Source organism: Streptomyces sp. NPDC059900, from assembly GCF_050270335.1.
Taxonomy (GTDB): Bacteria; Actinomycetota; Actinomycetes; order Streptomycetales; family Streptomycetaceae; genus Streptomyces.
Genome location: NZ_JBNNJZ010000037.1, coordinates 1 through 24,105, shown reverse-complemented (window position 1 = coordinate 24,105; position 24,105 = coordinate 1). Strand labels below are relative to the sequence as shown.

General features: G+C 71.2%; 23 protein-coding genes. 12 read left to right on the top strand and 11 right to left on the bottom strand.

Features of this window, described 5'->3' with window-relative positions; genetic code table 11:
* The first annotated feature begins 12 nt into the window (after positions 1-12).
* A complete protein-coding gene (locus ACQKIP_RS08640) occupies positions 13-1,356 on the top strand; it encodes a DUF418 domain-containing protein (protein WP_427742606.1) in 1,344 nt (447 codons plus the stop codon).
* Positions 1,357-1,419: 63 nt separating this feature from the next.
* Here the strand turns inward: ACQKIP_RS08640 and ACQKIP_RS08635 are convergent, their stop codons facing one another.
* Positions 1,420-2,256: a triphosphoribosyl-dephospho-CoA synthase gene (locus ACQKIP_RS08635; protein ID WP_365860484.1), complete on the bottom strand. Its 837-nt coding sequence runs from the start codon at positions 2,254-2,256 to the stop codon at positions 1,420-1,422.
* A gap of 172 nt (positions 2,257-2,428) precedes the next feature.
* The gene (locus ACQKIP_RS08630; RefSeq protein WP_365860357.1) at positions 2,429-2,935 is read right to left on the bottom strand and encodes a carboxymuconolactone decarboxylase family protein; all 507 of its coding nucleotides are present in this window, start codon (positions 2,933-2,935) and stop codon (positions 2,429-2,431) included.
* Between the two features lie 15 nt (positions 2,936-2,950).
* On the opposite strand from ACQKIP_RS08630, the gene ACQKIP_RS08625 reads away from it, so the two are divergent.
* Entirely contained in the window at positions 2,951-3,511 is a 561-nt protein-coding gene (locus tag ACQKIP_RS08625; protein ID WP_365860356.1) for a MarR family winged helix-turn-helix transcriptional regulator, read from the top strand.
* A gap of 101 nt (positions 3,512-3,612) precedes the next feature.
* On the top strand, positions 3,613-4,605 hold the full coding sequence (locus ACQKIP_RS08620; protein WP_365860355.1) for an aldo/keto reductase: 993 nt from the start codon (positions 3,613-3,615) through the stop codon (positions 4,603-4,605).
* Positions 4,606-4,755: 150 nt separating this feature from the next.
* On the opposite strand, the gene thpR is transcribed toward ACQKIP_RS08620, so the two are convergent.
* Entirely contained in the window at positions 4,756-5,325 is a 570-nt protein-coding gene (gene thpR, locus ACQKIP_RS08615) for an RNA 2',3'-cyclic phosphodiesterase (protein ID WP_365860354.1), read from the bottom strand.
* Between the two features lie 200 nt (positions 5,326-5,525).
* Here thpR and ACQKIP_RS08610 point away from each other — a divergent pair, with 200 nt between their 5' ends.
* The gene (locus ACQKIP_RS08610; protein WP_365860353.1) at positions 5,526-6,035 is read left to right on the top strand and encodes a GNAT family N-acetyltransferase; all 510 of its coding nucleotides are present in this window, start codon (positions 5,526-5,528) and stop codon (positions 6,033-6,035) included.
* Positions 6,036-6,069: 34 nt separating this feature from the next.
* On the opposite strand, the gene ACQKIP_RS08605 is transcribed toward ACQKIP_RS08610, so the two are convergent.
* On the bottom strand, positions 6,070-7,407 hold the full coding sequence (locus ACQKIP_RS08605; protein WP_365860352.1) for an MFS transporter: 1,338 nt from the start codon (positions 7,405-7,407) through the stop codon (positions 6,070-6,072).
* Between the two features lie 68 nt (positions 7,408-7,475).
* Entirely contained in the window at positions 7,476-7,913 is a 438-nt protein-coding gene (locus ACQKIP_RS08600; RefSeq protein WP_365860351.1) for a MarR family winged helix-turn-helix transcriptional regulator, read from the bottom strand.
* A gap of 144 nt (positions 7,914-8,057) precedes the next feature.
* Between ACQKIP_RS08600 and ACQKIP_RS08595 the strand changes: the two genes are divergently transcribed.
* Positions 8,058-8,240, top strand: coding sequence for a ribbon-helix-helix protein, CopG family (locus ACQKIP_RS08595; protein ID WP_361194523.1), 183 nt, complete (start codon positions 8,058-8,060; stop codon positions 8,238-8,240).
* Between the two features lie 36 nt (positions 8,241-8,276).
* Here the strand turns inward: ACQKIP_RS08595 and ACQKIP_RS08590 are convergent, their stop codons facing one another.
* Positions 8,277-9,719 (bottom strand): NCS2 family permease, encoded by a 1,443-nt coding sequence (locus ACQKIP_RS08590; RefSeq protein WP_365860350.1) that lies wholly within the window; start codon positions 9,717-9,719, stop codon positions 8,277-8,279.
* Between the two features lie 221 nt (positions 9,720-9,940).
* Between ACQKIP_RS08590 and ACQKIP_RS08585 the strand changes: the two genes are divergently transcribed.
* On the top strand, positions 9,941-10,210 hold the full coding sequence (locus ACQKIP_RS08585; RefSeq protein WP_365860349.1) for a DUF2530 domain-containing protein: 270 nt from the start codon (positions 9,941-9,943) through the stop codon (positions 10,208-10,210).
* A gap of 121 nt (positions 10,211-10,331) precedes the next feature.
* Positions 10,332-12,734 carry a cation-translocating P-type ATPase gene (locus ACQKIP_RS08580; RefSeq protein WP_365860348.1) on the top strand — a complete coding sequence of 801 codons (2,403 nt, stop codon included), beginning with the start codon at positions 10,332-10,334 and terminating at the stop codon, positions 12,732-12,734.
* Positions 12,735-12,741: 7 nt separating this feature from the next.
* Here ACQKIP_RS08580 and ACQKIP_RS08575 read toward each other — a convergent pair whose 3' ends face one another.
* The 3 genes from ACQKIP_RS08575 to ACQKIP_RS08565 all read right to left on the bottom strand — a co-directional run bounded on the left by ACQKIP_RS08575 (position 12,742) and on the right by ACQKIP_RS08565 (position 18,673).
* Positions 12,742-13,575, bottom strand: coding sequence for a calcium-binding protein (locus ACQKIP_RS08575; RefSeq protein WP_365860347.1), 834 nt, complete (start codon positions 13,573-13,575; stop codon positions 12,742-12,744).
* A gap of 231 nt (positions 13,576-13,806) precedes the next feature.
* Positions 13,807-16,950 (bottom strand): sacsin N-terminal ATP-binding-like domain-containing protein, encoded by a 3,144-nt coding sequence (locus tag ACQKIP_RS08570; protein WP_365860346.1) that lies wholly within the window; start codon positions 16,948-16,950, stop codon positions 13,807-13,809.
* Positions 16,951-17,743: 793 nt separating this feature from the next.
* Positions 17,744-18,673 (bottom strand): DUF3027 domain-containing protein, encoded by a 930-nt coding sequence (locus ACQKIP_RS08565; RefSeq protein ID WP_365860345.1) that lies wholly within the window; start codon positions 18,671-18,673, stop codon positions 17,744-17,746.
* Positions 18,674-19,018: 345 nt separating this feature from the next.
* On the opposite strand from ACQKIP_RS08565, the gene ACQKIP_RS08560 reads away from it, so the two are divergent.
* The 4 genes from ACQKIP_RS08560 to ACQKIP_RS08545 all read left to right on the top strand — a co-directional run bounded on the left by ACQKIP_RS08560 (position 19,019) and on the right by ACQKIP_RS08545 (position 22,588).
* Positions 19,019-20,431 (top strand): MFS transporter, encoded by a 1,413-nt coding sequence (locus ACQKIP_RS08560; RefSeq protein WP_427742597.1) that lies wholly within the window; start codon positions 19,019-19,021, stop codon positions 20,429-20,431.
* 100 nt (positions 20,432-20,531) lie between these two features.
* Positions 20,532-21,044 carry a hypothetical protein gene (locus ACQKIP_RS08555; RefSeq protein WP_365860344.1) on the top strand — a complete coding sequence of 171 codons (513 nt, stop codon included), beginning with the start codon at positions 20,532-20,534 and terminating at the stop codon, positions 21,042-21,044.
* A gap of 13 nt (positions 21,045-21,057) precedes the next feature.
* Positions 21,058-21,711, top strand: a complete 654-nt coding sequence (locus tag ACQKIP_RS08550; RefSeq protein WP_365860343.1) for a futalosine hydrolase — start codon at positions 21,058-21,060, stop codon at positions 21,709-21,711.
* Positions 21,704-22,588, top strand: a complete 885-nt coding sequence (locus ACQKIP_RS08545) for a 1,4-dihydroxy-6-naphthoate synthase (protein WP_365860342.1) — start codon at positions 21,704-21,706, stop codon at positions 22,586-22,588. The genes ACQKIP_RS08550 and ACQKIP_RS08545 overlap by 8 nt, the downstream gene beginning before the upstream one ends.
* A 24-nt stretch (positions 22,589-22,612) precedes the next feature.
* Here ACQKIP_RS08545 and ACQKIP_RS08540 read toward each other — a convergent pair whose 3' ends face one another.
* Positions 22,613-22,996, bottom strand: coding sequence for a cold-shock protein (locus tag ACQKIP_RS08540; RefSeq protein WP_076685560.1), 384 nt, complete (start codon positions 22,994-22,996; stop codon positions 22,613-22,615).
* A gap of 171 nt (positions 22,997-23,167) precedes the next feature.
* On the opposite strand from ACQKIP_RS08540, the gene ACQKIP_RS08535 reads away from it, so the two are divergent.
* Positions 23,168-23,419 carry a hypothetical protein gene (locus ACQKIP_RS08535; RefSeq protein ID WP_361194506.1) on the top strand — a complete coding sequence of 84 codons (252 nt, stop codon included), beginning with the start codon at positions 23,168-23,170 and terminating at the stop codon, positions 23,417-23,419.
* Here ACQKIP_RS08535 and ACQKIP_RS08530 read toward each other — a convergent pair.
* Complete coding sequence (locus ACQKIP_RS08530) at positions 23,412-24,041, bottom strand: HAD family hydrolase (protein ID WP_365860341.1); 630 nt, start codon at positions 24,039-24,041, stop codon at positions 23,412-23,414. The genes ACQKIP_RS08535 and ACQKIP_RS08530 overlap by 8 nt on opposite strands.
* Between the last annotated feature and the right edge of the window lie 64 nt (positions 24,042-24,105).

The window sequence follows — 24,105 nt, the reverse complement described above, 5'->3', positions numbered from 1 at the left end:
TAGCGTTCAGGCATGACGGTCAAGAGCGCTGATGCCGGTGCGGCAACACCCGGGGTCACACCACCGAGTTCGCCGAACGTGCCCCGCCGGGCGGGCGTTCTGCCCGGCGAGCGGGCCCTCGCGCCCGATCTCGCGCGCGGGATCATGCTGCTGTTCATCGTGCTTTCCAACACCGCGTTCCATCTGACGGCGGCCCGGCACGGGCCCTCCGGGTGGCAGCCGGTGGACGGCGGGTGGGCCGATCACGTCGTGCAGTTCGGCATGATCACCGTCCTCGACATGCGGATCTATCCGCTCTTCGCGTTCCTCTTCGGGTACGGGATGATGCAGCTGTTCCTGCGGCAGCGGGCGGCGGGGACCCCGGAGCGCGAGGCCGTGCGGGTGCTGCGGCGGCGGAGTCTGTGCCTGGTCGTCATCGGGCTCCTGCACTCCACGCTGCTCATGGCCGGGGACATCGTCGGCTTCTACGGTCTCCTCAGCCTCGCCCTCGGCTGGCTCTTCCTGCGGCGCGGCGACCGCGCCCTGAAGTGGTGGATCGGCATCGCCACCGCCCAGTTCCTGCTCCTTGCCGCCGAGCCCGTCGTATCGGCCCTCCTCTCGGGGGAGTTGGGCACGCTGGGCGACGCGGGCGCAGAGCCGGGGGCGGACGCCTATGGCGCGGACGAGGGGAACTGGTTCGCGGCGGCGGGCACCCGCTTCACGAGCGGCCTGTACGTCACCTTCGCGGCGGCGCCGCTGTCGCTGGTGGGCGGGGCGTACTTCATCTTCCTGCTCGGCTTCTGGGCGGCGCGCAAGGGTGTACTCGAAGAGCCGGGGCGCCATCTGCCGCTGCTCCGGTGGACCGCCGTGATCGGCATCGCGGTGGGCTGGCTGGGCGCGCTGCCCGCGGCTCTCGCCCACGTCGGGGCGATCACCGTCCCGGACGACGCACAGAGCGAGAGCGGAGTACTGACCCTGCTGCGGGACGCCACGGGGAACGCGGCCGGGCTCGGTTACGTGGCGGCCGTGGCGCTGTTCGTCCACTGGTGGAAGGGCCGGGCGGCGCGGGAGCCCCGCCGGGGCGGGGGGACGCGAGCCACGGCCATCCCCGCCACGACCATCACCGCCACCGCCATCACCGCCGTCTCGGCCGTGGGCAAGCGTTCCCTCTCCTGCTACCTCGCCCACTCCCTGCTCTTCGCGCCGGTCCTCGCCGACTGGGGCCTCGGCCTGGGCGGACATCTGACGAGCGCGACCATGGCGCTGTTCGCGGTGGGGGTGTGGCTGGTGACGGTCGCGGGGGCGTACGCCCTGGAGCGGGCGGGCCGCCGGGGGCCGGTGGAGGCGGCGCTGCGGCGGGTCATGTACCGGCGCTGAGAGCCGGCCGGCGTCCGGGGCCGAACGGGGGTGCTCCGGACGCCGGTCTCATCCGGGGGGCGCTCACGCGGTCACCGCACGATCCCGTGCCGCACGACCCCGTGCCGCGGGGCCCTGTTTCGGCGGCCACGTCGATGCCACGTCGTCGAGGAAGATGCCGCAGGCCAGCAGCGCCGCGCTGCCCCGCGGGCGCAGTTCCCCGCGCCGCAGGTCGGCGTCGAGCGACGCGAGGGCGGCGGCGCCGTCGGGCGTCGTGGTGCCGCCCGCGTCGAGGATGTCCCGCGCGCCCGCCTGCACCGCGCGCAGGCCGTGCGGTCCCGCAGCGTAGAGGATGCCGGTGTCCTGGAGGGTGCTCATGAGGGACAGCAGGACATCCGGCCGCCCGGTCCCCGCGCGCAGGGCCGCCAACGCCCGCCGCGCATGCGGAAACCCGGCCCGCGCCTCGCCCCGCGCCCCGGCCGCCCCGTACCGCGCGGAGACCGTCGATCCGGGCGAGGGAAGCCGCGGCGCCGAGCGGTCCCGCAGGGTGGCGAGGCGCTTGGCGGTGGCGGTCAACTCCGCAATGGGGGCGCCGGGTTGCAGTGCGGCCGAAGCGAGCAGCAGGCCGAGGGACCAGATGGAGCCGCGGTGCGTGTTGACCCCGCCGGTGGCCCGCAGCATCGACCGCTCGGTGGACCGGCCGATGAAGCCGAGTTCCTCGCGCAGCTCCCGCGTCGGCTCCGCGTTCCTGCGGGCGGCGGCCGCCATGGCGGCAAAGCCGGGCTGAAGCGCCTGCGCCGCCCACCGCACGGCGGTGAGGTCGTCGCGGACCGCACCGGCCCTCGGCGTCAGTTCGGCCTCGGCGACGAGCGCCCGGACGGCCGCCCTGGCCAGCCGTTCGTCGTCGTACGCTCCGGCCATCCCGGCGGCGGCACCGCCGGGCACCAGGGCCTTGCGCCGGTCGATGCCCCTGTCTGCTGCCATGTCCGCGACGGTAGGGGCGGTTCCGGTGCGTTCCCTCAGGGCACGCTGTGAACCGCCTGTGCGTCGCCGTGAACCGCCTGTGCGTCGCCCCTGCCCCGCCGGGCCCGCGTCACGCGGCGCGCGTCAGCCGGTTCGCGAGCGTCGACATCGTGTACGTACCGATGCCCATCACGACCTCCAGGGCGTTCCGCTCCGTGTGCCCCGCCGCGAGGAACTGCTTCAGCTCCTCGTCCCCGACTCCCCCGGCGGTGGCAAGTACCTCAAGGGTGAACTGACGTACGGCTTCGAGCCGTTCGTCGCCCAGCGCACGGCCCTCGCGCAACGCGGCGACCAGCCCGGCATCCGCGCCCAGCTTGCGCAGCTTGCCGGTGTGCATGGCCACGCAGATGTGGCAGTCGTTGCGCACGGCGACGGTCATGACGACGACTTCCCGCGCCACCGGTTCGAGCGTCGTCCGCTCGAAGGACGCGCTCAACTCCAGGAAGCCGTTGAGCAGTTCGGGCGACTCGGCGAGACGTGCCACCGCACTCGGCGTCTTGCCGAAGGCCGCGGCCGTACGCTCCATCGCCGCACGGGACTCCGCGGGCGCGGTCTCGACGGTGTACTCGGCAAACATGAGGTACCCCCTACGATGGACAACGTGGTTGACGAAAAAAAGGTAAACCAGGTTGTCGATCCCCGCAACAAGGCCAGCACGGAGCCCCGCAAGCAGGAAGAGCCGCCCGAGGACGACGTCCCCGGCTTCGAGCTGCCCCTGCTCCTCTTCGCCGGATTCCGCACCCTCATCGACCGGCTGCACGCCGAGCTGGCCAGCCAGGGCCACCCGGACGTCCGCCCGGCCCACGGCTTCGCCATGCAGGCCATCGGCGTACGGGGCGCAAGCGCCAGCGAGGTGGGCAGGCGGCTCGGCGTCTCCAAGCAGGCCGCGGGCAAGACCACCGACCGCCTGATCACCCTCGGCTACGCGGAACGCACCGACGATCCGGCCGACGCCCGCCGCAAACTGATCCGCCTCACCCCGCACGGCATCGACGCGCTGCGCCGCTCGGCCGCGATCTTCGACGAACTGCACGCGGAGTGGGCGAAGCAGCTGGGCGCGGGCCGCCTGCGCGCCATGGAGGACGACCTGCGCACGGTCGTGCCGCCGGACGCGTTCCGCCTCGACGCGGCGGGCTGGCTGGGCGGTTCGTGACGACTTCCCCCGCGACCGGTCATCCCCCGGCCCCGCAACTGATCACCCCCGCGTCCCGCCCCCTTGCATAGAGCCCACTCCAAGTCGTTGGCTGGTCAACCATGAAGTACACGCAGCTGGGACGCACAGGGCTCAAGGTCAGCCGGCTCACGCTCGGGACCATGAACTTCGGGCCGCTCACGAACGAGCCGGACAGTCACGCGATCATGGACGCCGCGCTCGACGCGGGCATCAACTACTTCGACACCGCCAATGTCTACGGGTGGGACGAGAACAAGGGCCGCACCGAGGAGATCCTCGGCACCTGGTTCACGCAGGGCGGCGAGCGGCGCGACAAGGTCGTGCTCGCCACCAAGGTCTACGGGAACATGGCCACCGACGGAAAGCCGGCGTGGCCCAACCACGACCTGCTCTCGGCGGTCAACATCCGCCGCTCCGTCGAGGCATCGCTCAAGCGGCTTCAGACGGACTACATCGACATCTACCAGTTCCACCACATCGACCGCCGCACGCCGTTCGACGAGATCTGGCAGGCGATAGACACCCTCGTCACGCAGGGCAAGATCCTGTACGCCGGTTCGTCGAACTTCCCCGGATACAAGATCGCCCAGGCCAACGAGACCGCCAAGCGGCGCGGCAGCTACGGCCTCGTCAGCGAGCAGTGCCTCTACAACCTCGCCGAACGCAGCGCCGAGATGGAGGTCATCCCGGCCGCCGAGGACTACGGCCTCGGCGTCATCCCGTGGTCACCGCTGCACAGCGGACTGCTGGGCGGCGTGCTGAAGAAGGAAGGCGAGGGCAAGCGGCGCACCGGCGGCCGGGCCGCCGCGGAACTCGCGAAGCCCGAGGTGCGCGCGCAGGTCCAGGCGTACGAGGACCTGCTCGACAAGCACGGCCTCGCACCGGGCGAGGTCGCGCTCGCCTGGCTGCTCACCCGGCCCGGCATCACCGGGCCGATCGTCGGTCCGCGCACCTCGGAGCAGCTCACCAGCGCCCTGCGCGCGGTCGAGCTCGAACTCTCGGAGGAGCTGCTCGAAGCCCTGGACGAGATCTTCCCGGGGCCGGGCCCGTCGCCGGAGTCCTTCGCCTGGTAGCAGGCAGCAGTAACCGAGGGCGGCAGCTCTACGCGGCCGCGGTCATCGCCTCACTGGCCGACCGCGGCCGCGACCGCCACGACGAGGAACATCAGCACGAGTACACCGGCCATGATCCGGTTCCTGGTTTTCGGGTCCACGTAGTCGAGGTTAACCGGCTCCGCCCAGTGGCCATCGACCGACCACCTCATAACGGGGCCGCTCCCCCGGCACCCCGCTCACGGGCAGATTGCTTCGTACGAGGGTCAGCTCGGTCACGGTCCACTGCGCGCCCCCGAAGTCCGCGAGGGCGTCGGCGTACGGGCGGAGGGACGGTTCGCCGCGGCCCCTGGCCAGTGTCAGGTGGGGGCGGTAGTGGCGGTGCTCCTCCATGGTGATGCCGGACTTGCGGGCCGCGGCGTCCGCCCTCCGGGCGAGGAGGCGCAGGGTTTCGACGTCGCCCTTGGCACCGGCCCACAGGGCGCGGTCCCCGAAGTGGCCTCCGGCGTGGAGGGAGAGCGGGAAGGGGGGCGTGCGCCGTGCCGCGCGGGAGAGGCGGTCGGACAGCTCCGGGACGGTGGTGTCCGCCACCTCGGACATGAAGGCGAGGGTGAAGTGCCAGCTCTCGCGGAGCGTCCAGCGGAGGTCTGCGGCGCCCGGCAGGTGCTTCAACTTGTCCGCTGCCCTGGCCAGTTCATCCGCCGCTGCGGAGGGCGGCAGTACGGCCGCGAAGAGTCTCATACGGTGAGTCTGGCCTCCGGCCGGTTCTCTCCCCAACCCCGCCCCTTCCCGGCCGTACCTGATTGCGGCTGCGCCGCGGGCCGCCGGCGCGGTGGCCTTGGTGGCCGCAATCACCGGCTCCGCCGAGTTCGTCCTCAAACGCCGGACGGGCTGGATGATCCGTCCGGATATCCGGGCGCACGCCCGGGGAGGGATGGCACATGGACAGCCACATAACCATCCGTCCCGCCGGCCCCGACGACATCCCCACCGTGCTCGCCCTCTTCGACGAAGCCGTCGCCTGGCTCGTGTCGCAGGGCCGCACCGGACAGTGGGGCGACAAACCCTGGTCGACCAACCCCAAGACCATCGCCCTGGTCGAGAAGTACCTCACCACCGGCTCGGCCTGGATCGCGGAGATCGGCGGACTGCCGGTCGGCACGCTCACCCTGACCGACGGACCCGGGTCGTACATCGCCCCCGTAGAGGAGCCGGAGCGGTACGTCCACCTGCTGGCCTCCCGGCACGGGACGGGCGCGGGCGCCGCCCTCCTCGCGCACGCGGCAGAAGAAACCCGGAGCCAGGGGATCTCCCTGCTCCGGGTCGACTGCTACGCGGGCGGTGACGGCAAGCTCGTCGCGTTCTACGAGCGCAACGGCTTCACGCGGACCGAGGCCTTCGTCGAGCAGAACGGCACCTGGCCGGGCCAGATCCTGGCCCGGCGGGTGTGACCGGCCAGGAGCTCACGCCGCCGTAGTCAAAAGCTCACGCCGCCGTAGCCAGCTGCTCGCGCGGCACGAACTGCACGTGCTGCTGTCCCCGCCGCAGATCCACCTTCAGCCGCAGGTTCGCGGCGCGGGCCAGCATCAGACCGACGCCGACCGCGGCGACGGCGCAGATCAGACCACCGGCGGCCATGCTGACGCGCACTCCGTACGCGTCGGCGAGCCAGCCGAAGAGCGGGCCGCCCAGCGGCGTTCCGCCGGTGAAGACCATCATGAACAGGGACATGACGCGGCCGCGCATCTCCGGGTCCGTGGCCATCTGGACCGAGGAGTTGGCGGTGACGTTCACCGTCAGGCCCAGGATGCCGATCGGCACGATCAGCGCGACGAACATCCACAGCTCGGGCGCGAACGCGGCCACGATCTGGAGCACGCCGAAGGCCATCGCCGCCCCGGCGAGCAGCCTCAGGCGTGACGTGCCGCGCCGGGCCGCGAGCAGCGCGCCCGCCAGCGAGCCGATCGCCATCAGGGTGTTGAACAGCCCGTACATCCCCACGCCGCCGTGGAAGATGTCGTCCGCGAAGGCGCTCAGCCAGATCGGGAAGTTGAACCCGAAGGTGCCGACGAAGCCGACGAGGACGATCGGCCAGATCAGCTCGGGGTGCTTGGAGACGTAGTTCAGGCCTTCCCTCAGCTGTCCCTTGCCGCGCGGCTTGCGCGGGGTCGGGTGCAGCTCGCGGGTGCGCATCAGCAGCAGGCCGGTGAGCGGCGCGAGGAAGGACAGGCCGTTGGCCAGGAACGCCCAGCCGGGGCCGACCGCGGCGGTGAGACCACTGGCCACGGCGGGGCCGATGAGCCGGGCGGACTGGAAGTTCGCGGAGTTCAGCGAGACGGCGTTGCGGACCTGGTCGGGGCCCACCATCTCGGACACGAAGGACTGCCGGGTCGGGTTGTCGACGACCGTGACGAGGCCGGTGAAGAAGGCCGCGAGGTAGACGTGCCAGACCTGGACGTGTCCGCTCAGGGTGAGCGTGGCGAGGAACAGGCCGCTGATGCTCATCGCGCCCTGGGTGCAGAAGAGCAGCTTGCGCTTGGCGAAGCGGTCCGCGATGACGCCGCCGTACAGACCGAACAGGAGCATCGGCAGGAACTGCATCGCGGTGGTGATGCCGACCGCGGCCGAGGAGCCGGTGAGGCTCAGGACCAGCCAGTCCTGGGTGATGCGGGCCATCCATGTGCCGGTGTTGGAGACAACGGCGCCGGAGGCGAAGAGCCGGTAGTTGCGTATCTTCAGCGAGCTGAACATCGACGACTTGGCGGCAGGGGTGTCGAGGGCGGTTGGTGCGGGGGCGGAGTCTGCTCCGGATCCCGTACTCAAAGGCGGTTCGCCTCCTTGGCGTGGTGCGGTCTTGCGGCTCACGGCGGGCGGCCCGCCGTGAGCGCTTCTTACAGGTGCGCGAGCTTCTCCAGGACGGGAGCGGCGGCGCGCAGTCGCGCCCACTCGTCGTCGTCGAGATGCTCGGCGAGGTCAGCCAGCCAGGCGTTCCGCTTGCGGCGGCTCTCCTCGAGCATGGCCTCGGCCGTCTCCGTCTGGGTCACCACCTTCTGGCGGCGGTCCTCGGGGTGCGGCTCGAGCCGGACGAGACCCTTGGCTTCGAGCAGCGCGACGATGCGGGTCATCGACGGCGGCTGCACGTGCTCCTTGCGGGCCAGCTCGCCCGGGGTGGCGTGGCCGCAGCGGGCGAGGGTGCCGAGCACCGACATTTCGGTGGGGCTCAGCGACTCGTCGACCCGCTGGTGCTTGAGTCGACGGGACAGGCGCATCACGGCGGAGCGCAGTGAGTTCACGGCGGCGGCGTCGTCACCATGGGAGAGGTCCGGCATGTTCGTTAGAGTAACTCATTACTCTAGCTAAAGACCACCTCGATTCCCGCGACGCGTCGCCCGGAACCCTTACGTCACCCATATGAGTGAGGTGGCTGCGGAAAGTGAGACACGGGCCGCGCGGCGGCAGCGACCCTGTCATGTATGGGATCGACAGTGCTCAGCCTGCGAATAGACGGTGAGCTGCTCGACCGGCTCAAGCAGCACGCCGCCAGAAGGGGCATGAGCGTCCAGGACTACGTGGTCGGGACGCTCGTCCGCGGGGACTTCGACGAGCGCTTCCAGAGCGCCGTCGAGGAGACGGAAAAGTTCTACGGGGCGGCCTGATGGCCGCCCCGCAGGCACTCGAACAACGCCGGCGGCCTAGGTCAGGCCGAGCGCCGGCATCAGGTAGTAGAAGGCGAAGACGGCCGACACGACGTACATCGCGGCAGGCACCTCACGGCCGCGGCCCGACGCGAGGCGCAGCACGGTGAAGGTGATGAAGCCGATGCCGATGCCGTTCGTGATCGAGTAGGTGAACGGCATCATCATCATCGTCAGGAACGCCGGGATGGCGATGGTGAAGTCGGCCCAGTCGATCTGGCCGATCGAGCCGGACAGGATCAGGAAGCCGACCGCGAGCAGCGCGGGCGTGGCCGCCTGGGACGGGACCATCGTCGCGATGGGCGTGAGGAAGAGCGCCACCGCGAAGAGGCCGCCGGTCACGATGTTCGCGAAGCCCGTACGAGCGCCTTCGCCGACGCCCGCCGTGGACTCCACGAAGCAGGTGGTGGCCGAGGCGGACGAGGCGCCGCCCGCGGCGACCGCGATGCCGTCGACGAACAGGACCTTGTTCATGCCCGGCATGTTGCCGTTGGCGTCGGTGAGCTTGGCCTCGTCGCCGATACCCATGATCGTGCCCATGGCGTCGAAGAAGCAGGACAGCAGCACGGTGAAGACGAAGAGGATGCCGGTGAGCAGGCCGACCTTCCCGAAGCCGCCGAACAGGCTGATCTGACCGACGAGCCCGAAGTCCGGTGTGCTGACCGGGTTGCCCGGCCACTCGGGAGTCGTCAGGCCCCAGGAGGGAATCTCCGCGACCGCGTTGACGATCATCGCCACGATCGTCATGACGACGATGCTGATGAGGATCGCGCCGGGCACCTTGCGCACGATCAGGCAGAGCGTGAGCAGCGTGCCGAGCACGAAGATCAGTACGGGCCAGCCGTTGAGGTGTCCGTCGCCGCCCAGTTGCAGCGGGACCGTGGTGTGCGCGGCGTCGGGGATGCGCGAGACAAAGCCGGCGTCGACGAGGCCGATCAGCATGATGAAGAGGCCGATGCCGATCGCGATGCCCTTGCGCAGGCCGAGCGGCACGGCGCTCATCACGCGTTCCCGCAGACCGGTGGCGACGAGCAGCATCACGACGAAGCCCGCCAGGACGACCATGCCCATCGCGTCGGGCCACGACATGCGCGGCGCGAGCTGGAGGGCGACCACGGTGTTCACGCCGAGGCCCGCGGCGAGCGCGATCGGGACGTTGCCGATGACGCCCATCAGGAGCGTGGTGAAGGCGGCGACCAGGGCGGTCGCGGTGACCAGCTGGGCGTTGTCGAGCTGGTGCCCGTACATGTCCTTCGCGCTGCCGAGGATGATCGGGTTCAGCACGATGATGTAGGCCATCGCGAAGAAGGTGGCGAAGCCTCCCCGGACCTCACGGACGAGGGTGGAACCCCGCTCGGTGATCTTGAAGAAACCGTCGATGCCTCCCTGCGGGGGCGTCGGCGGTTTGGCGTCGACCGGGGTGGTGGCCGAGGAAGGCATGCGGGACCTCGTGGACTCAGAGAAACGCAGAGAAAGGGAAGATCGTTAAGCGGTGGCCGCTGATCGATTTGTTTCTTCTTACGAAAACAACCAGCCATTAACGAGCCGTTTCAGTATGAATACATGAAGGGGAATTCGCTATCTCCGCGCGTAGACCCCTGTGCCACCGGGCCTCACCGGCCCCCGCGGAGGCCCGCACCGGCTACTCGTAAGCTGTGCGCATGGAGAAGTGGACCCCCAAGCACGAGGCGCCCGAGCCCCTGGAGGGCCCCGTCGTCGCCACCATCGTCGGCGGCACGATCCTCTGGTTCGTCCTCTTCCTGGTGCAGCTGCCGTTCTACGGCTGGTTCGACGACCGCGACGCGACCTGGTGGGTGTGGACCTGCCTGGCGGGCGCGGGCCTCGGCCTGATCGGCATCTGGTACGTACGGGGCCGCGACGCCGCGATCAAGCGGGACGCGGAGCGCAAGGCGGCAGCCGCGACGGAGTAGTCCGTTCCGCCCGGTCCCGGCGAGGCGCCGTACAACCACGGGAGTGTCCCTGTCCTACCGTGGTCGGATCTTTGGGGCGCTCAAGGGGTGAAGCCCCCATCCCGCCCGTACCGTCGATGCCATGACGCATATCGACGCGGGCGCCGAGCTCGACCCGGTCCACCCGGTGGAGCTGCCCACCGGACGCGCGACGGGCCTGACGGCCGCCGAGGTCGCCGAGCGGGTCGAACGCGGCGAGGTCAACGACGTACCCGTCCGCAGTTCCCGGTCCACCACCGAGATCATCCGGGCGAACGTCTTCACCCGCTTCAACGCGATCATCGGCGTGCTCTGGGTGATCATGCTCTTCGTCGCGCCGATCCAGGACAGCCTCTTCGGCTTCGTGATCATCGCCAATACGGGCATCGGCATCATCCAGGAGCTGCGCGCCAAGAAGACCCTGGACGGACTCGCGGTCATCGGCGAGTCCAAGCCGACGGTGCGGCGCGACGGCAGAGCGGCCGAGATCTCCACCTCCGAGATCGTCCTGGGCGACCTGGTCGAGCTGGGCCCCGGCGACAAGATCGTGGTGGACGGCGAGGCGGTCGAGACCGACAGCCTGGAGGTCGACGAGTCGCTCCTGACCGGTGAGGCCGACCCGGTCATCAAGAAGCCCGGCGACAAGATGATGTCGGGCTCGTTCGTGGTCGCGGGCGGCGGCGCGTTCACCGCGACACGGGTGGGCCGCGAGGCATACGCGGCGCAGCTCGCCGAGGAGGCGAGCCGCTTCACGCTCGTCCACTCCGAGCTGCGCAACGGCATCTCCACGATCCTCAAGTACGTGACGTGGCTGATGGTCCCGACCTCGATCGGCCTGATCATCAGCCAGCTCGTCGTCAAGGACGACAACTTCAAGGAGTCCATCGCCTACACCGTGGGCGGGATCGTGCCCATGATCCCCGAAGGGCTCGTGCTCCTCACCTCGGTCGCCTTCGCGATAGGAGTCATCCGGCTGGGCCGCCAGCAGTGCCTCGTCCAGGAACTCCCCGCGATCGAGGGCCTGGCCCGCGTCGACACGGTCTGCCTCGACAAGACCGGCACCCTCACCGAGGGCGGCATGGACGTCACCGAACTGCGCCCGCTGAACGGCTCGGACGAGGCGTACGTACGAAAAGTCCTCGGCGCCCTCGGCGAGTCCGACCCGCGGCCGAACGCGTCGCTCCAGGCGATCATCGACGCGTACCCCGACAGCGAGGAGTGGCGCTGCACCGAATCGCTGCCCTTCTCCTCGGCCCGCAAGTACAGCGGCGCCTCCTTCAGCGAGGGCGACGGCAACAACTCGACGTGGCTGCTCGGCGCCCCCGACGTCCTGCTGCCCGACAAGGACCCGTCCCTCGCCGAGATCGAGGAGCTCAACCAGCAGGGCCTGCGCGTGCTGCTCCTCGCCCGCGCCGCCGGTGAACTCGACGACCCGGACGTGGCCGACGGGGCCGGGGCGACCGCCCTGGTCGTCCTGGAGCAGCGGCTCCGCCCGGACGCCGCCGACACCCTGCGGTACTTCGAGGAGCAGGACGTCAGCGCCAAGGTCATCTCCGGCGACAACGCGGTCTCGGTGAGCGCGGTCGCCGGGAAGCTGGGCCTGCCGGGCGCGGAGAACACCGTGGACGCCCGCCGCCTGCCCACGGAGCAGGACGAGATGGCCGAGGCCCTGGACGCCAACTCCGTCTTCGGCCGGGTGACCCCGCAGCAGAAGCGGGACATGGTGGGCGCCCTCCAGTCACGCGGCCACACGGTCGCGATGACGGGCGACGGCGTGAACGACGTACTGGCCCTGAAGGACGCCGACATCGGCGTCTCGATGGGCTCGGGCTCGGAGGCGACGCGGGCGGTGGCCCAGATCGTGCTCCTGAACAACAGCTTCGCGACGCTGCCCTCGGTGGTCGCGGAGGGCCGCCGGGTCATCGGCAACATCACGCGGGTCGCGACGCTGTTCCTGGTGAAGACCGTCTACTCGGTCATCATCGCGCTGCTGGTGGTCTGCACACAGGTGGAGTACCTCTTCCTGCCCCGCCACCTCACGCTGCTCTCCACCCTGACGATCGGCGTCCCCGCCTTCTTCCTCGCCCTCGCGCCCAACAAGGAGCGGGCCAAGCCCCACTTCGTACGCAGGGTCATGCGGTACGCGATCCCGGGCGGGGTCGTCGCGGGCGTGGCGACGTTCTGCACGTATCTCCTCGCCCGGAGCCATTACTCGGGCGCGGGAGCGCGGGAAGCCGAGACCAGCGCGGCCACGCTGGCGCTGTTCCTGATCGCCATGTGGGTCCTCGCGATCATCGCCCGCCCCTACACGTGGTGGCGGCTCTGCCTGATCGGCGCGATGGGTCTCGGCTTCCTGCTGGTGCTCACCGTGCCGTGGCTCCAGGACTTCTTCCAGCTGAAGCTGGTCGGCACGACGATGCCGTGGGCGGCGGTCGCGATGGCGGCGGCGGCCTCGCTGGTGATCGAGGTCGTCTTCCGCTGGGTGGACCGCCGCTTTCCGGCGTGAGCCGTTCTTACTGCACGTCGACGAAGTCGCTGGTGGACGTGACGGCCGGGGTGGTGGAGGTACCGGCGAAGACGTAGCGGTAGTAGCCGTCCGCGGAGGCCTTCACGGTCGTCTTCAGGTTGCCCTTGGAGTCGGACGTGATGGTCTTCAGGGTGGAGTAGGAGGCCGCACCCTTCTTCTTGTACTGGAGCTTCACGGACTGCTTGGTGTAACCCGCGTACTTAGAGGTCTCCCAGTTGGCGCGGGTGAGGGCGCCGGTGACCGTGAGGGTCTTGCCCTTCTTGATGGGCTCGGGGGATGCGTTGGTGGTGAGGCGGGCGTTGCGCTGGATGCTGGTGGAGGCCACCACGTCCTTGTCGATGTAGTCGCCGTCGTTGCCGATCGCGTACGCCGACACCTTCCACTTGCCGGCCAGGATGTTGCTGTACAGGTCGAGCTTCGGGTCGACCGTGACCTTGGCCGTGCAGGTGGAGGTGGTCGCGTTGACGACCTTGCAGGTGACCCCGCCTTCATCGGAGAAGATCAGGCCGTCGATGTCGCTCTCGACGTCCGTGCCGTGCCACAGCGCGGCATCGGCGTCGTAGATGCCCTCGGGGTCGGTGGCCGTGACGGCGATGCTGATCTTCTTCTTGTCGGTGGTGCCGAGCACGATGTTCTTGCCGCCGTTGACGGTGACCTTCGTGATCTTGGTGTCGCCTTCGACCTCGTCGGCGGGGGCGTTGGCTGCGAAGGGCGCGAACTTCGGGACGTTCGGCCCGTCGGCCGCCTGGGCGGCAGGCACGACGAGGGCGGACAGGGCCAGGGTGCCGGACAGTGCGGCCACGGTGGCACGAATGCGCATGTGTTCCCCAGTTGGGAAGGGAGCTCCGCGGTCTGGTGGGGGATGTCACGCGGAGCCCAGTGATCTAGGAGTCTGTTGACTCGCAAGATCAGACACACGACCAGGGCGTCTGGTTGCACAAGAAGTGAAGATTTTGTGACCGGGTTCTGGACGCAAAGATTCCGCCCCCGAAGGGGCGCGGGGAACTGCGCGACCAGCCCCCACGCACCCGCAGCAGCACCCGCAGCCGCCTCAGTCGAACCAGCGGTCCCGTTCCAGTTCATCCGTCCGGGAGGGATCCTCCAGCAGCGCCGCCACCTCGAACCGCCGAGGCCACTGCCCCGCCGCCCAGGCGAGCCCCGCGCCCACGCCCTCAAGCGTGGCCGCGTGCACAGTGCCGTCAGGCGTCCTGCGCCAGTCCAGCTCGACGTCCCCGACGAACAGCTCCTCGTACTCGACGTACGTCTCCGGGGTGGCGGGACCCAGCAGCACCCGCACGGAATCCGGCACCGGATGCTCGACCCCCTCCCCCGAGGGCTCCCCCGCCGCCGTCTCGCTCAGCCTGCGCACCTGGAACAGCTCGGCCAGGTCCCCCGCCTTGCGAGGCGCCACGGGAAGCAGCGCGACCCCGCCCGCGACCGGCAGCAGGTCAGGCGCGTCGGCGACCACCGCGTCCGCCACGTCGACCACCACCACCTCCCCGTCCACCACGGCCCGCACCTCGTCCGGCAGCGTCACCTGCTCCGGGTCCAGATCGGCCAGGGCGCCGTACAGCGCGTGCAGCTGGGCCGCCGAAACGGTTCGCTCCGGGTCAGCGAGCCGGTCGAGCAGCTCGGCCGCGCCGCCCGGCTCCTCCAGGAGCGCGGCGACCGACGTACGGACGCCGAGCGCGCGCAGCACCTGCTCGTCGTCGAAACCGGCGGCGTCGGCGGCGTCGTAGAGCCCTTCGAGCAGCGGGTCGCCGCCCGAGGCCCGCAGACCGGCGGGGCGGCGGCCACCGAGGACAGGATTCCCGCGCAGCCACCACGCGGTGTACGACCGGACGCTCTCCGTCGTGCCGTCCGGCAGCAGAATCCGCAGCGGCTGCGTGAGCGCGTCCCGCAGCGGCGGGCGCGAGAGCATGGCCAGGGCCTGCGGCCAGCAGTCCTCGTCGACCAGATCCAGGTCCCGTACGGCGATGATCTCGGTGGCGACCGGCGGCACCGGCGTCTCCGGGAGCCGGTCGAGCACGTCCTCGCACCACACGTCGACCGCGTCGAGCAGCCCGGCGTCGTCGGGCTCGGCGAAGTCGCCCTCGCGCGGGTCGAGCTCATCGGGGTCGAGTACGACGTCCGTGGCGCGGACCAGGGCGAACGTGGCGAGCACACCGCACGCGGCCAGCGGCTGCTCGCCCCAGCGTTCGGCGAGGTCGGCGTCCACCGCGGCGAGTTCGTCCTCGCGCATGACCTGCGCGAAAGGGCTGCCGGGCAGGACGAGTTCACCGGCGGGGGCGAGTTCGCCGTCTTCGTCGTCGGGGAGGGCGAGCGCGCCGAGCCAGGGCTCGTCGCCGGGCGCGAGGTTCGCGTCGCGGACGAGCGAGAGCACGATGTCCGCGAGCTCTTCGGCGTCCAGGGCGTCCTCGTCCCACGTGTCGTCGTCGAGGGACGCGGCGACGGCGGCACGGACCTGCGGGGTCGTCAGGACGGCGCGGGGCGTGGCGGGCAGGGCGCCGAGCTTCTCCAGGAGGGGATGCACGGCGTCGGGGTGCGCGACCTTCAGACCGAGGCGTACGAGGGCTGCCGGGTCGCTGTCGTCGCCGATGACGGGGAGCAGGACCTGGCGGGGGCCGATGGTGGTACGGCCGTCGGCGAGGGGAACGGGAAGCCCGGTGAGCCGGTCCGGGTCCACACCGGCGAGGGTGTCGTAGAGCCGGTGCCACCAGTCCGCGTCGCGCTCCAGACCGGCCAGGCGGTCGATCGCCTCGGTCAGCGGGACGCGCGCGACACCGAGGGTGCGCAGTTCGGCACGCCGTTCGAGGCCCGCGGGCAGCAGGCTGGGAAGGACGTCGGCGAGCACCCGTACGGTGTCGGCGCCCGCGCCCTCCACGACCTCCGCGTCACGCGGCCGCAGCGCGACGGGGACCTCCCACTCGGGTACGTCGGGGTCCTGTTGGGGGACGGCTTCGACGGCGGGCGGCAGGAAGGCCGTGCGGGGCAGCCGGTCGAGGATGGCCTGGCGCAGGGCGCCGTCGAGTTCGCTCTTGCCCAGCGGGCCGGGGACGAGGCCGATGATGCCTTCGCCGACGGGCCGCCAGCCGGCGAGCAGTTCGGCGTACGCGTCGGCCGCGCGCTGCACCAGGAAGTCGGTGAGGGGGCCCGGCGCCGCGTGCCGCCGGGTGGTGTCGAGCGGGAACGAGGCGATGAGCAGCGCGGGCACGCCGAGGGGCTCGTCGCTCGGGGTCGGCGCGTGCAGGACGGGGGCGCTGCGGGGGGCCTCGGGGGCGCCTTCGCGGTCGGTGGGTACGGCCCAGGTCACGGACCAGTGGGGCCGCAGCCGTTCCTCCACGGGGCGGCCGGCGAGGAGGTCGGGCTCCAGGGGCCCCTGTGTGCTGACGGTGCGCCAGCGGGTGTCGCCGTCACGGCTGTCGGCGATGTCGACGAAGCCGTGGTCGGGTGCGGCGGTGCGGCGGAGGGTGCGGGCGGGGTGCTCGCCGACCTGGACGACGACTTCTTCGAGCCCGGGGAGGGCAAGCAGAAGGGCATCGTCGATGCCTTCAAGGAGCCGTACGACGAGGTCCTCGGCGGCGGCGTCGCGCAGGGGCAGGATGACGACGGTGTCGTACCCCTCCGGGGCGGTTCCTTCGGCGGCGAAGGGGAGCCGGAGCAGGGGCACGTGCCCGTCGCGCCTGCGGATCTCGTCGCCGAGGCCGGGGCTGAAGCGGGCGGTGTCGGCGGCGAGTTCGCGTGCCTCGCCCAGGGACCAGCGGACGCCGCCGGTCCGGCCCACCAGGGCGGGCTCGTCCGAAACGGCCAGCACGGCGGCGAAGCCGACGCCGAACCGTCCGACGGCTCCGTTGTTCTGCTCCTCCCGCTTCGCGGATGCGCGGAGGGTGGAGAGGGATTCGACGCCGGTGGCGTCCAGGGGGGTGCCGTTGTTGGCGGCGGCGAGGACTCCGTCCCGGAGGGTGAGGGAGAGTCGGCCGGGGGCGCCGGCCCTTGCCGCCGCGTCGGCGGCGTTCTGGGCGAGCTCGACGATCAGGCGGTCGCGGTAGCCGCCGAGGGCGAGGTCCTCCTCGGCGTTGGCGTCCTCCCGGAAGCGGGCAGGGCTCGCCGCCCAGGCATCGAGGACTCCCCGGCGGAGCCGTGCCGTGCCGAACGGGTCAGTACCCTCGGCCGCCGGCCGCACGGTCTTGCTCACGGTGTCGTCTCCCTCACTCGGTTCGCGCGCCGAACGCTATCGCGTCCCGCGGCGCACCTGATGATCGGCAGCCCTCAACTGGCCGGGGGCCATACGCGGTCCATCGCCCCGCGGTACGACTCCGCGCTCCACGCGGGGCGCCTCCCGCCTACCAGGCACAGGACCAGCCGCCCGGGCCAGAGCCCCACCTGCACCCGACCGGCGCCTTTCCCACACTCCACCCGGACGTCTCCCACCCACCCGCCCGATTGCCCCGCAGCACCCCACGCAGGCGGGGGCAGCCGCCCTCACCACTCCCGCGCTCCGCGCGACTCTTCCCCGCCCACCCGCCCGTTGCCCTGCGGGTCAATGAGGCGGGGAGGGAGACATCCGGGGGCATCGGGTGGGTGGGCGGGAAAACCCGCGCGGAGCGCGGAAGACAGCCCACCACAGCGCAACAGGCCAGACAGACGGGAAGCATCCGGGGTAACCGGGTGGCTGGGCGGGAGACACCCGCGCGCAGCGCGGAAGACCACCCACCGGCCCGCAGGCAGGAAACCGACTGCCCCCACAACGCTGCCCACCACGGGGCAAACGGGTGGGTGGGCGGGAAAGAACCGCGCGCAGCGCGGAAGACAGCCCTCCGGCCCGCAGACAAAAAGCCGACCGCCCCCACAACACAGCCCCCACCACCGGGCAAACGGGTGGGTGGGCGGGAAAGCCGCGCGCAGCGCGGAGAAGCAGCCCACCGCCCCGCAGCCGAAGCGAACCCCTGAAGCCCCCCTGGCCAAGGGACCGCCACCCCCAGCGGGAGCTACGAGTGGCCGAGTTCTTCTGACGTCGCTTCCTGGGGGACCGAGCCCGAGTCGGGGGACGGGCGCAGGGGGAGCGCGTCCACGCGGGTTTCGTCGAGGACCGGCGCGGCGGGGCGCGAAGGAGCCGGCATCACGGCCGCCTCCGAGTGCCCCCCGCAGCCGTAAGCGAGAGACACCACATGCCCGTCCGCAGGACCGAACTCATTGGCGCACACCCCGAACGCCTGCCCGAGCGACCCGCCGATCGGCGCGAGGAAGCCGCAGCTCACGCAGGACGCGGGCGCGGCCTGCGCCATCGCGGTCTTCGCGCCGTACGACTCCTCCCAGCGGTCGGCCGCCGCATGCAGCCCGTACCGGGACAGGACACGCGCCCGGCGCATGCCGAGCTCGTCGGCGAGCGCCGCGATCGAGCCGCGCGCCGGCGCGGACGGCAGATCGGCGGGCGGCCCCGCGGTGATCTCGGCGTCCTCCGCCTCGGCGAGCTCCGCCATCTCCTCGGAGAACACGGAGTTCGGCGGCGGCTCCTCCTCGCCCGAGAAGCCGGGCTCGAGGCGCAGGTCCTCCGCGTCCGTGGGGAGCAGGTCCCCCGGACCCATGTCACCGGGACGCAGCCGCTCGCTCCACGGCACCCACTCGGGGGCAAGGAGCGCGTCGGGCCCCGGAAGCAGCACCGTCTCGTCGAGCGTGACGACCTTGCCGCGCGAGGCACGGGCCACCGTCACGGCCCAGCGCCAGCCGCGGTAGCCGAATTCCTTGCACTCGAACAGGTGCGTGACGACGCGGTCGCCCTCGACCACGACCTCCACGTGCTCGCCGACCACACCGGGCGCGGCGGCCTCCTCGGCCGCGTCCCTGGCAAGGCCCACCGCCTCGGCGCACAGGCGGTCGGGAGTACGCGGGGTACGGCTTCGCGTTGTCGCTGCGCTCACAGGTATCGCTTCTCCATTACGCCGTCTCACGAGTGCGCCACCCTTACGCGGGGGTGCGGACGGAGCGGACCGGAGGGCCGCGTCGACGTCCGCGCCCGAACGTCCTCGGGCGCACCTACGTCATCCATTCTGCGGGATGACCGAGAGGCGCGCGGCCAAGAACAACCGCCGCAGGCGCGCTACGCACGCTACCTTCTCCTGGCCCCTGGGCCTACACCGGCGTGCCCGGCCCCCTGCGCCGGCCACCCGCGATACCGCCGCTTCGAGGCGGTTTACGACCCGCCCACCCGTTTACCCCGCGGCCGATCCGCACTTGTGAGGCCCAATAGGGGGCACTATGACGAGGTGACTGCCGCAAGGTCGTCGTCCTACCGAGGCGGACGGGGCCCGGTGCTGAGCCGGGCCGTCCGCCGGGTCGGCCGTGCCCTGCACCTGCCGTTCACCGGCACGGCCCGCGGCATCCGCAAGGCCACGCACGCGCACGGCGCGGGCGAGTCGGGACTCGGCAAGCTCATCGAACTGCACGCCGTGAACGGCGCGGGCGACGTCATGATCACCATCGCCCTCGCCTCGACGGTCTTCTTCTCCGTCCCCACGGACGAGGCCCGCGGCCGGGTCGCCCTCTATCTCGCCATCACCATGGCGCCCTTCACGCTCCTCGCCCCCGTCATCGGCCCCCTCCTCGACCGCCTCCCGCACGGCCGCCGCTATGCGATGGCCGCCGCGATGCTGGCCCGCGCCCTGCTCGCCCTGCTGCTCTCCGAAGCGGTGATCACCGGCAGCCTTGAGCTCTATCCCGCCGCGCTCGGCGTCCTGGTCGCGTCCAAGGCATACGGAGTAGTACGCAGCGCGGTGGTGCCACGGCTGCTGCCCAGAGGCTTCTCCCTGGTCAAGGCCAATTCGAGAGTCACGCTCGGCGGGCTGCTGGCCACCGGCATCGCGGCGCCGATCGGGGCGGGGTTGCAGGCCCTCGGCCCGAGATGGCCGCTCTACGGCGCCTTCGTGATCTTCATCGTCGGGATGTTCCTCTCCCTCTCGCTGCCGCCCAAGGTCGACTCGGCGAAGGGCGAGCACAAGGCACTGCTCGCCGCCGACGAGGAGCATCTGCACCTGCACGCCCGCGCCGAAGCCGCGGCGGACACGTCCAGGAAGCGGCGCCTCGGTCTGCGTACGGTCGGGCCCGCCGTCACGCACGCCCTCGCCGCGAACGCGGCACTGCGCTGTCTGTCCGGCTTCCTCATCTTCTTCCTCGCCTTCCTGCTGCGCGAGGAACCGCTCGGCGGCCAGAGCGCCGCGGTGTCCCTGGGGATAGTGGGAGTCGCGGCCGGTGCGGGCAACGCGCTGGGCACCGCGGTCGGCGCCGGCCTGAAGTCCAGGGCGCCGGAGATCATCATCGTGACCGTCGTCGGCATCGTGCTCGGCGTGGCGATCACCGCGACGGTGTTCTTCGGGGCGGTGGGCGTCGCCTGTCTGGGCGCGGTGGCGGGCTTCGCGCAGGCCATGTCGAAGCTGTCCCTGGACGCGCTGATCCAGCGGGACGTCCCGGAAGAGGTCCGCACGTCCGCCTTCGCCCGCTCGGAGACCATCCTCCAGGTGGCGTGGGTGGTGGGCGGCGGAATCGGCATGGCCCTGCCGCTGAACGGGGTACTGGGCTTCTCGGTGGCCGCGGCGATCGTCGCCGCGGGCTGGCTCTCGACCGTACGAAGCCTGCTGTCGGCCGCCCGGCACGGCGGGAAGCGCCGCCCCCGGGTGGCGTGAGCCGGACAAATCACCGGGCGCGGCCCACCGGATCCACCGCTGCGGCACGCCGCGACCCCCACGTGGCGGGACGGCACGGGGTGCCCGATAGCCTTCGCCCATGACCTCCCTGCTCCGCGGCGGAGCCGCACACGTTCTCAGCTCGGCGCGCGGCCGCCGTTCCGTGGCCGCCATTGGCGCTGTCTCCGCCGGACTCCTCGTCCTGTCGGCCTGCGACAAGCCGACGCCGCTCGCCACCGTGACGGTCGGCAAGGAATCGGTGAACTCCGATGCCACCTGCTACGACGACGGCGACGACATCGGTCGTGCGAAGGCCGCCAAGTGCGCCCTGAAGAAGGCCTCGAAGTCGATCTCCGTGGGCCAGGGCGAGACGCTGCGCATCGGCGTCGACCCCGAGGTGGCGAAGACCGGCTGGGCCCTGTGGGTCAACGGCCAGCAGGTCACCAACCCCTCCAAGAAGACGTACTACGCCTTCGAGGGCATCGACCTCTTCGCCCCGCAGCAGGGCCAGCCCGCGCCGGACAAGCTCTACATCAGCATCGTGGAGCAGGACAAGGACGGCCAGAAGTTCAAGGGCGTGTGGAACTTCAAGCTCAAGAACGCCGACGCCTGACATCTCCGCGCCGTTGATCTCCGAAAGCCCGCGGATCCTGGTGGCCACCGCAGTCCCCGCCGAACGGGACGCGGTGGCCGGTTCGCTGCCCGCTCGTGCTGACGCCGTCGCCGTCGGGGTGGGCCCCGCGGCCGCCGCGGCGCACACGGCCGCGGCCCTCGCGCGCGCCCCGTACGACCTGGTGATCTCCGCCGGGATCGGCGGCGGCTTCCTGCCCGACGCACCGCTCGGCTCCGTCGTGTTCGCCGACGAGATCACCGTGGCCGATCTGGGCGCCGAGACCCCCGATGGGTTCCTGCCCGTAACCGAACTGGGGTTCGGTGCCGTCACCCACCGGCCGCCCCTTTCCCTCGTACGGGAAGCGGCCGGGGCCTGCGGCGGCCTGACCGGCACCGTCCTGACCGTCTCCACCGTGACCGGCTCCGCCGAGCGCGCCGCCGAACTGCGGCGCCGCCATCCGCGCGCGCTCGCCGAGGCGATGGAGGGTTTCGGGGTCGCCGAGGCCGCCGCCGCGTACGCACTGCCCGTCCTGGAGATACGCGCGGTCTCCAACGCCGTGGGACCGCGGGACCGCGCGGCCTGGCGGATCGGCGAGGCGCTGGGCGCGCTGGGAAGCGCGTTCGGGAAATTCGCGCCCGTACTGGAGAGTTGGAAACGGCATGACTGAATCGCCCGCGCAGGACGCGACCCCGTACCCGGACCTCCTGCACATCGCTTTCTCGCCCTGCCCGAACGACACCTTCGTCTTCGACGCCTGGGCCCACGGCCGGGTGCCCGGCGCCCCCGGACTCGACGTCACGTTCGCGGACATCGACATCACCAACGGCATGGCCGAGCGCGGCGAACTCGACGTGCTGAAGGTGTCGTACGCCGTCCTGCCCTACGTCCTCGACGAGTACGCCCTGCTGCCCTGCGGCGGCGCGCTCGGGCGTGGCTGCGGGCCGCTGGTCCTGACCCGCGAGGAAGGCGTCGGCCTGACCGGCAAGACGGTCGCGGTGCCGAGCGAGAAGTCGACGGCGTATCTGCTGTTCCGGCTCTGGGCCGCGGACACCCTGACCGGCGGCGGCGTGGGCGAGATCGTGGTGCTGCCCTTCGACCAGATCATGCCCGCGGTGCGGGACGGCAAGGTCGACGCGGGCCTCGTCATCCACGAGGCGCGCTTCACCTATCAGAACTACGGGCTGAACTGCCTGGCCGACATGGGCGAGCACTGGGAGCGGACGACGGGCCTGCCCATCCCGCTCGGCGCGATCATCGCCAAGCGGTCCCTGGGCGAGGAGCGGCTGCGGCAGCTCGCGGACACCGTCCGTACGTCGGTGCGGATGGCCTGGGACGACCCCGGGGCGTCGCGCCCCTACGTCCAGGAGCACGCGCAGGAAATGGACCCGGCGGTCGCCGACCAGCACATCGGCCTGTACGTGAACGAGTTCACGGCCGACCTGGGCGAGAACGGCTACGCGGCGATCCGCGGGCTGCTTACGCGAGCGGCGGCGGAGGGGCTCGTACCGCCCCTCGCGCCCGACGCACTCGCCTTCGGCCGATAAGCAGGCCGGAAATTCGGCCGGTAACTACACGTCCAGCTGGTCCGCGACCGCGCGCAGCAGACCGGCGATCTTCGCGCCCGACGCCTTGTCGGGGTAGCGGCCCTTCTCCAGCATCGGCGTGATGTTCTCGAGGAGGGTGGTCAAGTCCTGGACGATGGACGCCAGTTCGTCGGGCTTGCGCCGCTGGGCCGCCGCCACCGACGGCGTCGGGTCGAGGATCGCCACCGACAGGGCCTGGTCACCGCGCTGGCCTGCAACGACGCCGAACTCGACGCGCTGGCCGGGCTTGAGTGTGTCGACACCTGCGGGCAGTACGGAGGAGTGCACGAAGACGTCGCCGCCGTCATCGCGGGAGAGAAAGCCGAAGCCCTTCTCGCTGTTGAACCACTTGACCTTGCCGGTAGGCACCTGAAGTCCTCGTCCTCGTACTTGTCGTCGTACGCGTCTATGCCGCGGAAAACGGCTCTGGATAGCACTACAGCGGGTCGCCCGACCCGCCAGCACCAAGACTATTGGTCCGGGGGCCGGTGACAAGACGTCCCCGGATTCTTCCTTCGCCCCGGGAACTACCCTGGTGGGGTGCGTGACAAAACCCAAGCGAATTCCGCCGGACCGGGCGACGGCCTGGTCCGGACCGGGGCAATCGTCTTCTTCGTCGGAGCCGTGGCCACTCTGGTCACGGTGGCCCCGCTGTTCCTCGGCACCGACCCCTTCCCGCCCATCGCGTACGCGGTGTGCATGCTGATGGGCGTCGGCTTCGTCGTCGCCGTGGCGGGAGTGCTGCGCGGTATCGCCGTCCAGCGCCGTCAGGCCAAGTCAGCGGCTACTTAGCGGCGGACCCGGCGACGTACGCGTCGAGCCAGGCCGGGAACGCTTCCAGGTCGGTGAGCACGGCGTCCGCGCCCGCCGATCGCAGTTCCGCTGCGTCGCACGGCCCGGTCGCCACCGCGACGGAGAGCGCGCCCGCCGTACGCGCGCCGCGTACATCACCGGTGTGGTCGCCGACGTACACCGCCGCGTCGTGCTCGCGCAGCGCCTCCGCCTTCGCCTCGGCCCACAGCCAGCCGATCACCGCGTCCGCCTCGATGCCCAGGTGCGCCAGGTGGAGCTTCGCGTTCGGCTCGTGCTTGGCCGTCACCACGATCGCCCGGCCGCCGTGCGCGCGCACCGCCGCGACCGCCTCACGGGCGCCGGGCATGGCGAGCGTGGGGGCGATGGCGTGTGTGGGATAGATCTCACGGTAGCGGTCGCCCATCGCCTCGATCTGCTCCGCGGGGAACCAGTGGCGCAGCTCCTCCTCCAGGGGCGGGCCGAGCCGGGTGACGGCGAGATCGGCGTCTATGTACGTTCCGGTCTCGGCGGACAGGGCCCGGTAGGCCTCCCTGATGCCGGGCCGGGAGTCGATGAGGGTCATGTCGAGGTCGAAGCCGACCGTCAGAGCGCGTGAGGTCATGAGGCCATTGTGCCGAGCCCCGACGACCTGGACCGGGGGCCGGGCCGCGCCCGTAGACTGAGCC

What these genes read in the sequence shown, in the direction of transcription:
- ACQKIP_RS08640 (WP_427742606.1), top strand. Translation starts at nt 13, where the DNA reads ATGACGGTCAAGAGCGCTGATGCCGGTGCGGCAACACCCGGGGTCACA.
- ACQKIP_RS08635 (WP_365860484.1), bottom strand. Translation starts at nt 2,256, where the DNA reads ATGGCCGGAGCGTACGACGACGAACGGCTGGCCAGGGCGGCCGTCCGG.
- ACQKIP_RS08630 (WP_365860357.1), bottom strand. Translation starts at nt 2,935, where the DNA reads ATGTTTGCCGAGTACACCGTCGAGACCGCGCCCGCGGAGTCCCGTGCG.
- ACQKIP_RS08625 (WP_365860356.1), top strand. Translation starts at nt 2,951, where the DNA reads ATGGACAACGTGGTTGACGAAAAAAAGGTAAACCAGGTTGTCGATCCC.
- ACQKIP_RS08620 (WP_365860355.1), top strand. Translation starts at nt 3,613, where the DNA reads ATGAAGTACACGCAGCTGGGACGCACAGGGCTCAAGGTCAGCCGGCTC.
- thpR (WP_365860354.1), bottom strand. Translation starts at nt 5,325, where the DNA reads ATGAGACTCTTCGCGGCCGTACTGCCGCCCTCCGCAGCGGCGGATGAA.
- ACQKIP_RS08610 (WP_365860353.1), top strand. Translation starts at nt 5,526, where the DNA reads ATGGACAGCCACATAACCATCCGTCCCGCCGGCCCCGACGACATCCCC.
- ACQKIP_RS08600 (WP_365860351.1), bottom strand. Translation starts at nt 7,913, where the DNA reads ATGCCGGACCTCTCCCATGGTGACGACGCCGCCGCCGTGAACTCACTG.
- ACQKIP_RS08595 (WP_361194523.1), top strand. Translation starts at nt 8,058, where the DNA reads ATGGGATCGACAGTGCTCAGCCTGCGAATAGACGGTGAGCTGCTCGAC.
- ACQKIP_RS08590 (WP_365860350.1), bottom strand. Translation starts at nt 9,719, where the DNA reads ATGCCTTCCTCGGCCACCACCCCGGTCGACGCCAAACCGCCGACGCCC.
- ACQKIP_RS08585 (WP_365860349.1), top strand. Translation starts at nt 9,941, where the DNA reads ATGGAGAAGTGGACCCCCAAGCACGAGGCGCCCGAGCCCCTGGAGGGC.
- ACQKIP_RS08580 (WP_365860348.1), top strand. Translation starts at nt 10,332, where the DNA reads ATGACGCATATCGACGCGGGCGCCGAGCTCGACCCGGTCCACCCGGTG.
- ACQKIP_RS08575 (WP_365860347.1), bottom strand. Translation starts at nt 13,575, where the DNA reads ATGCGCATTCGTGCCACCGTGGCCGCACTGTCCGGCACCCTGGCCCTG.
- ACQKIP_RS08555 (WP_365860344.1), top strand. Translation starts at nt 20,532, where the DNA reads ATGACCTCCCTGCTCCGCGGCGGAGCCGCACACGTTCTCAGCTCGGCG.
- ACQKIP_RS08545 (WP_365860342.1), top strand. Translation starts at nt 21,704, where the DNA reads ATGACTGAATCGCCCGCGCAGGACGCGACCCCGTACCCGGACCTCCTG.
- ACQKIP_RS08530 (WP_365860341.1), bottom strand. Translation starts at nt 24,041, where the DNA reads ATGACCTCACGCGCTCTGACGGTCGGCTTCGACCTCGACATGACCCTC.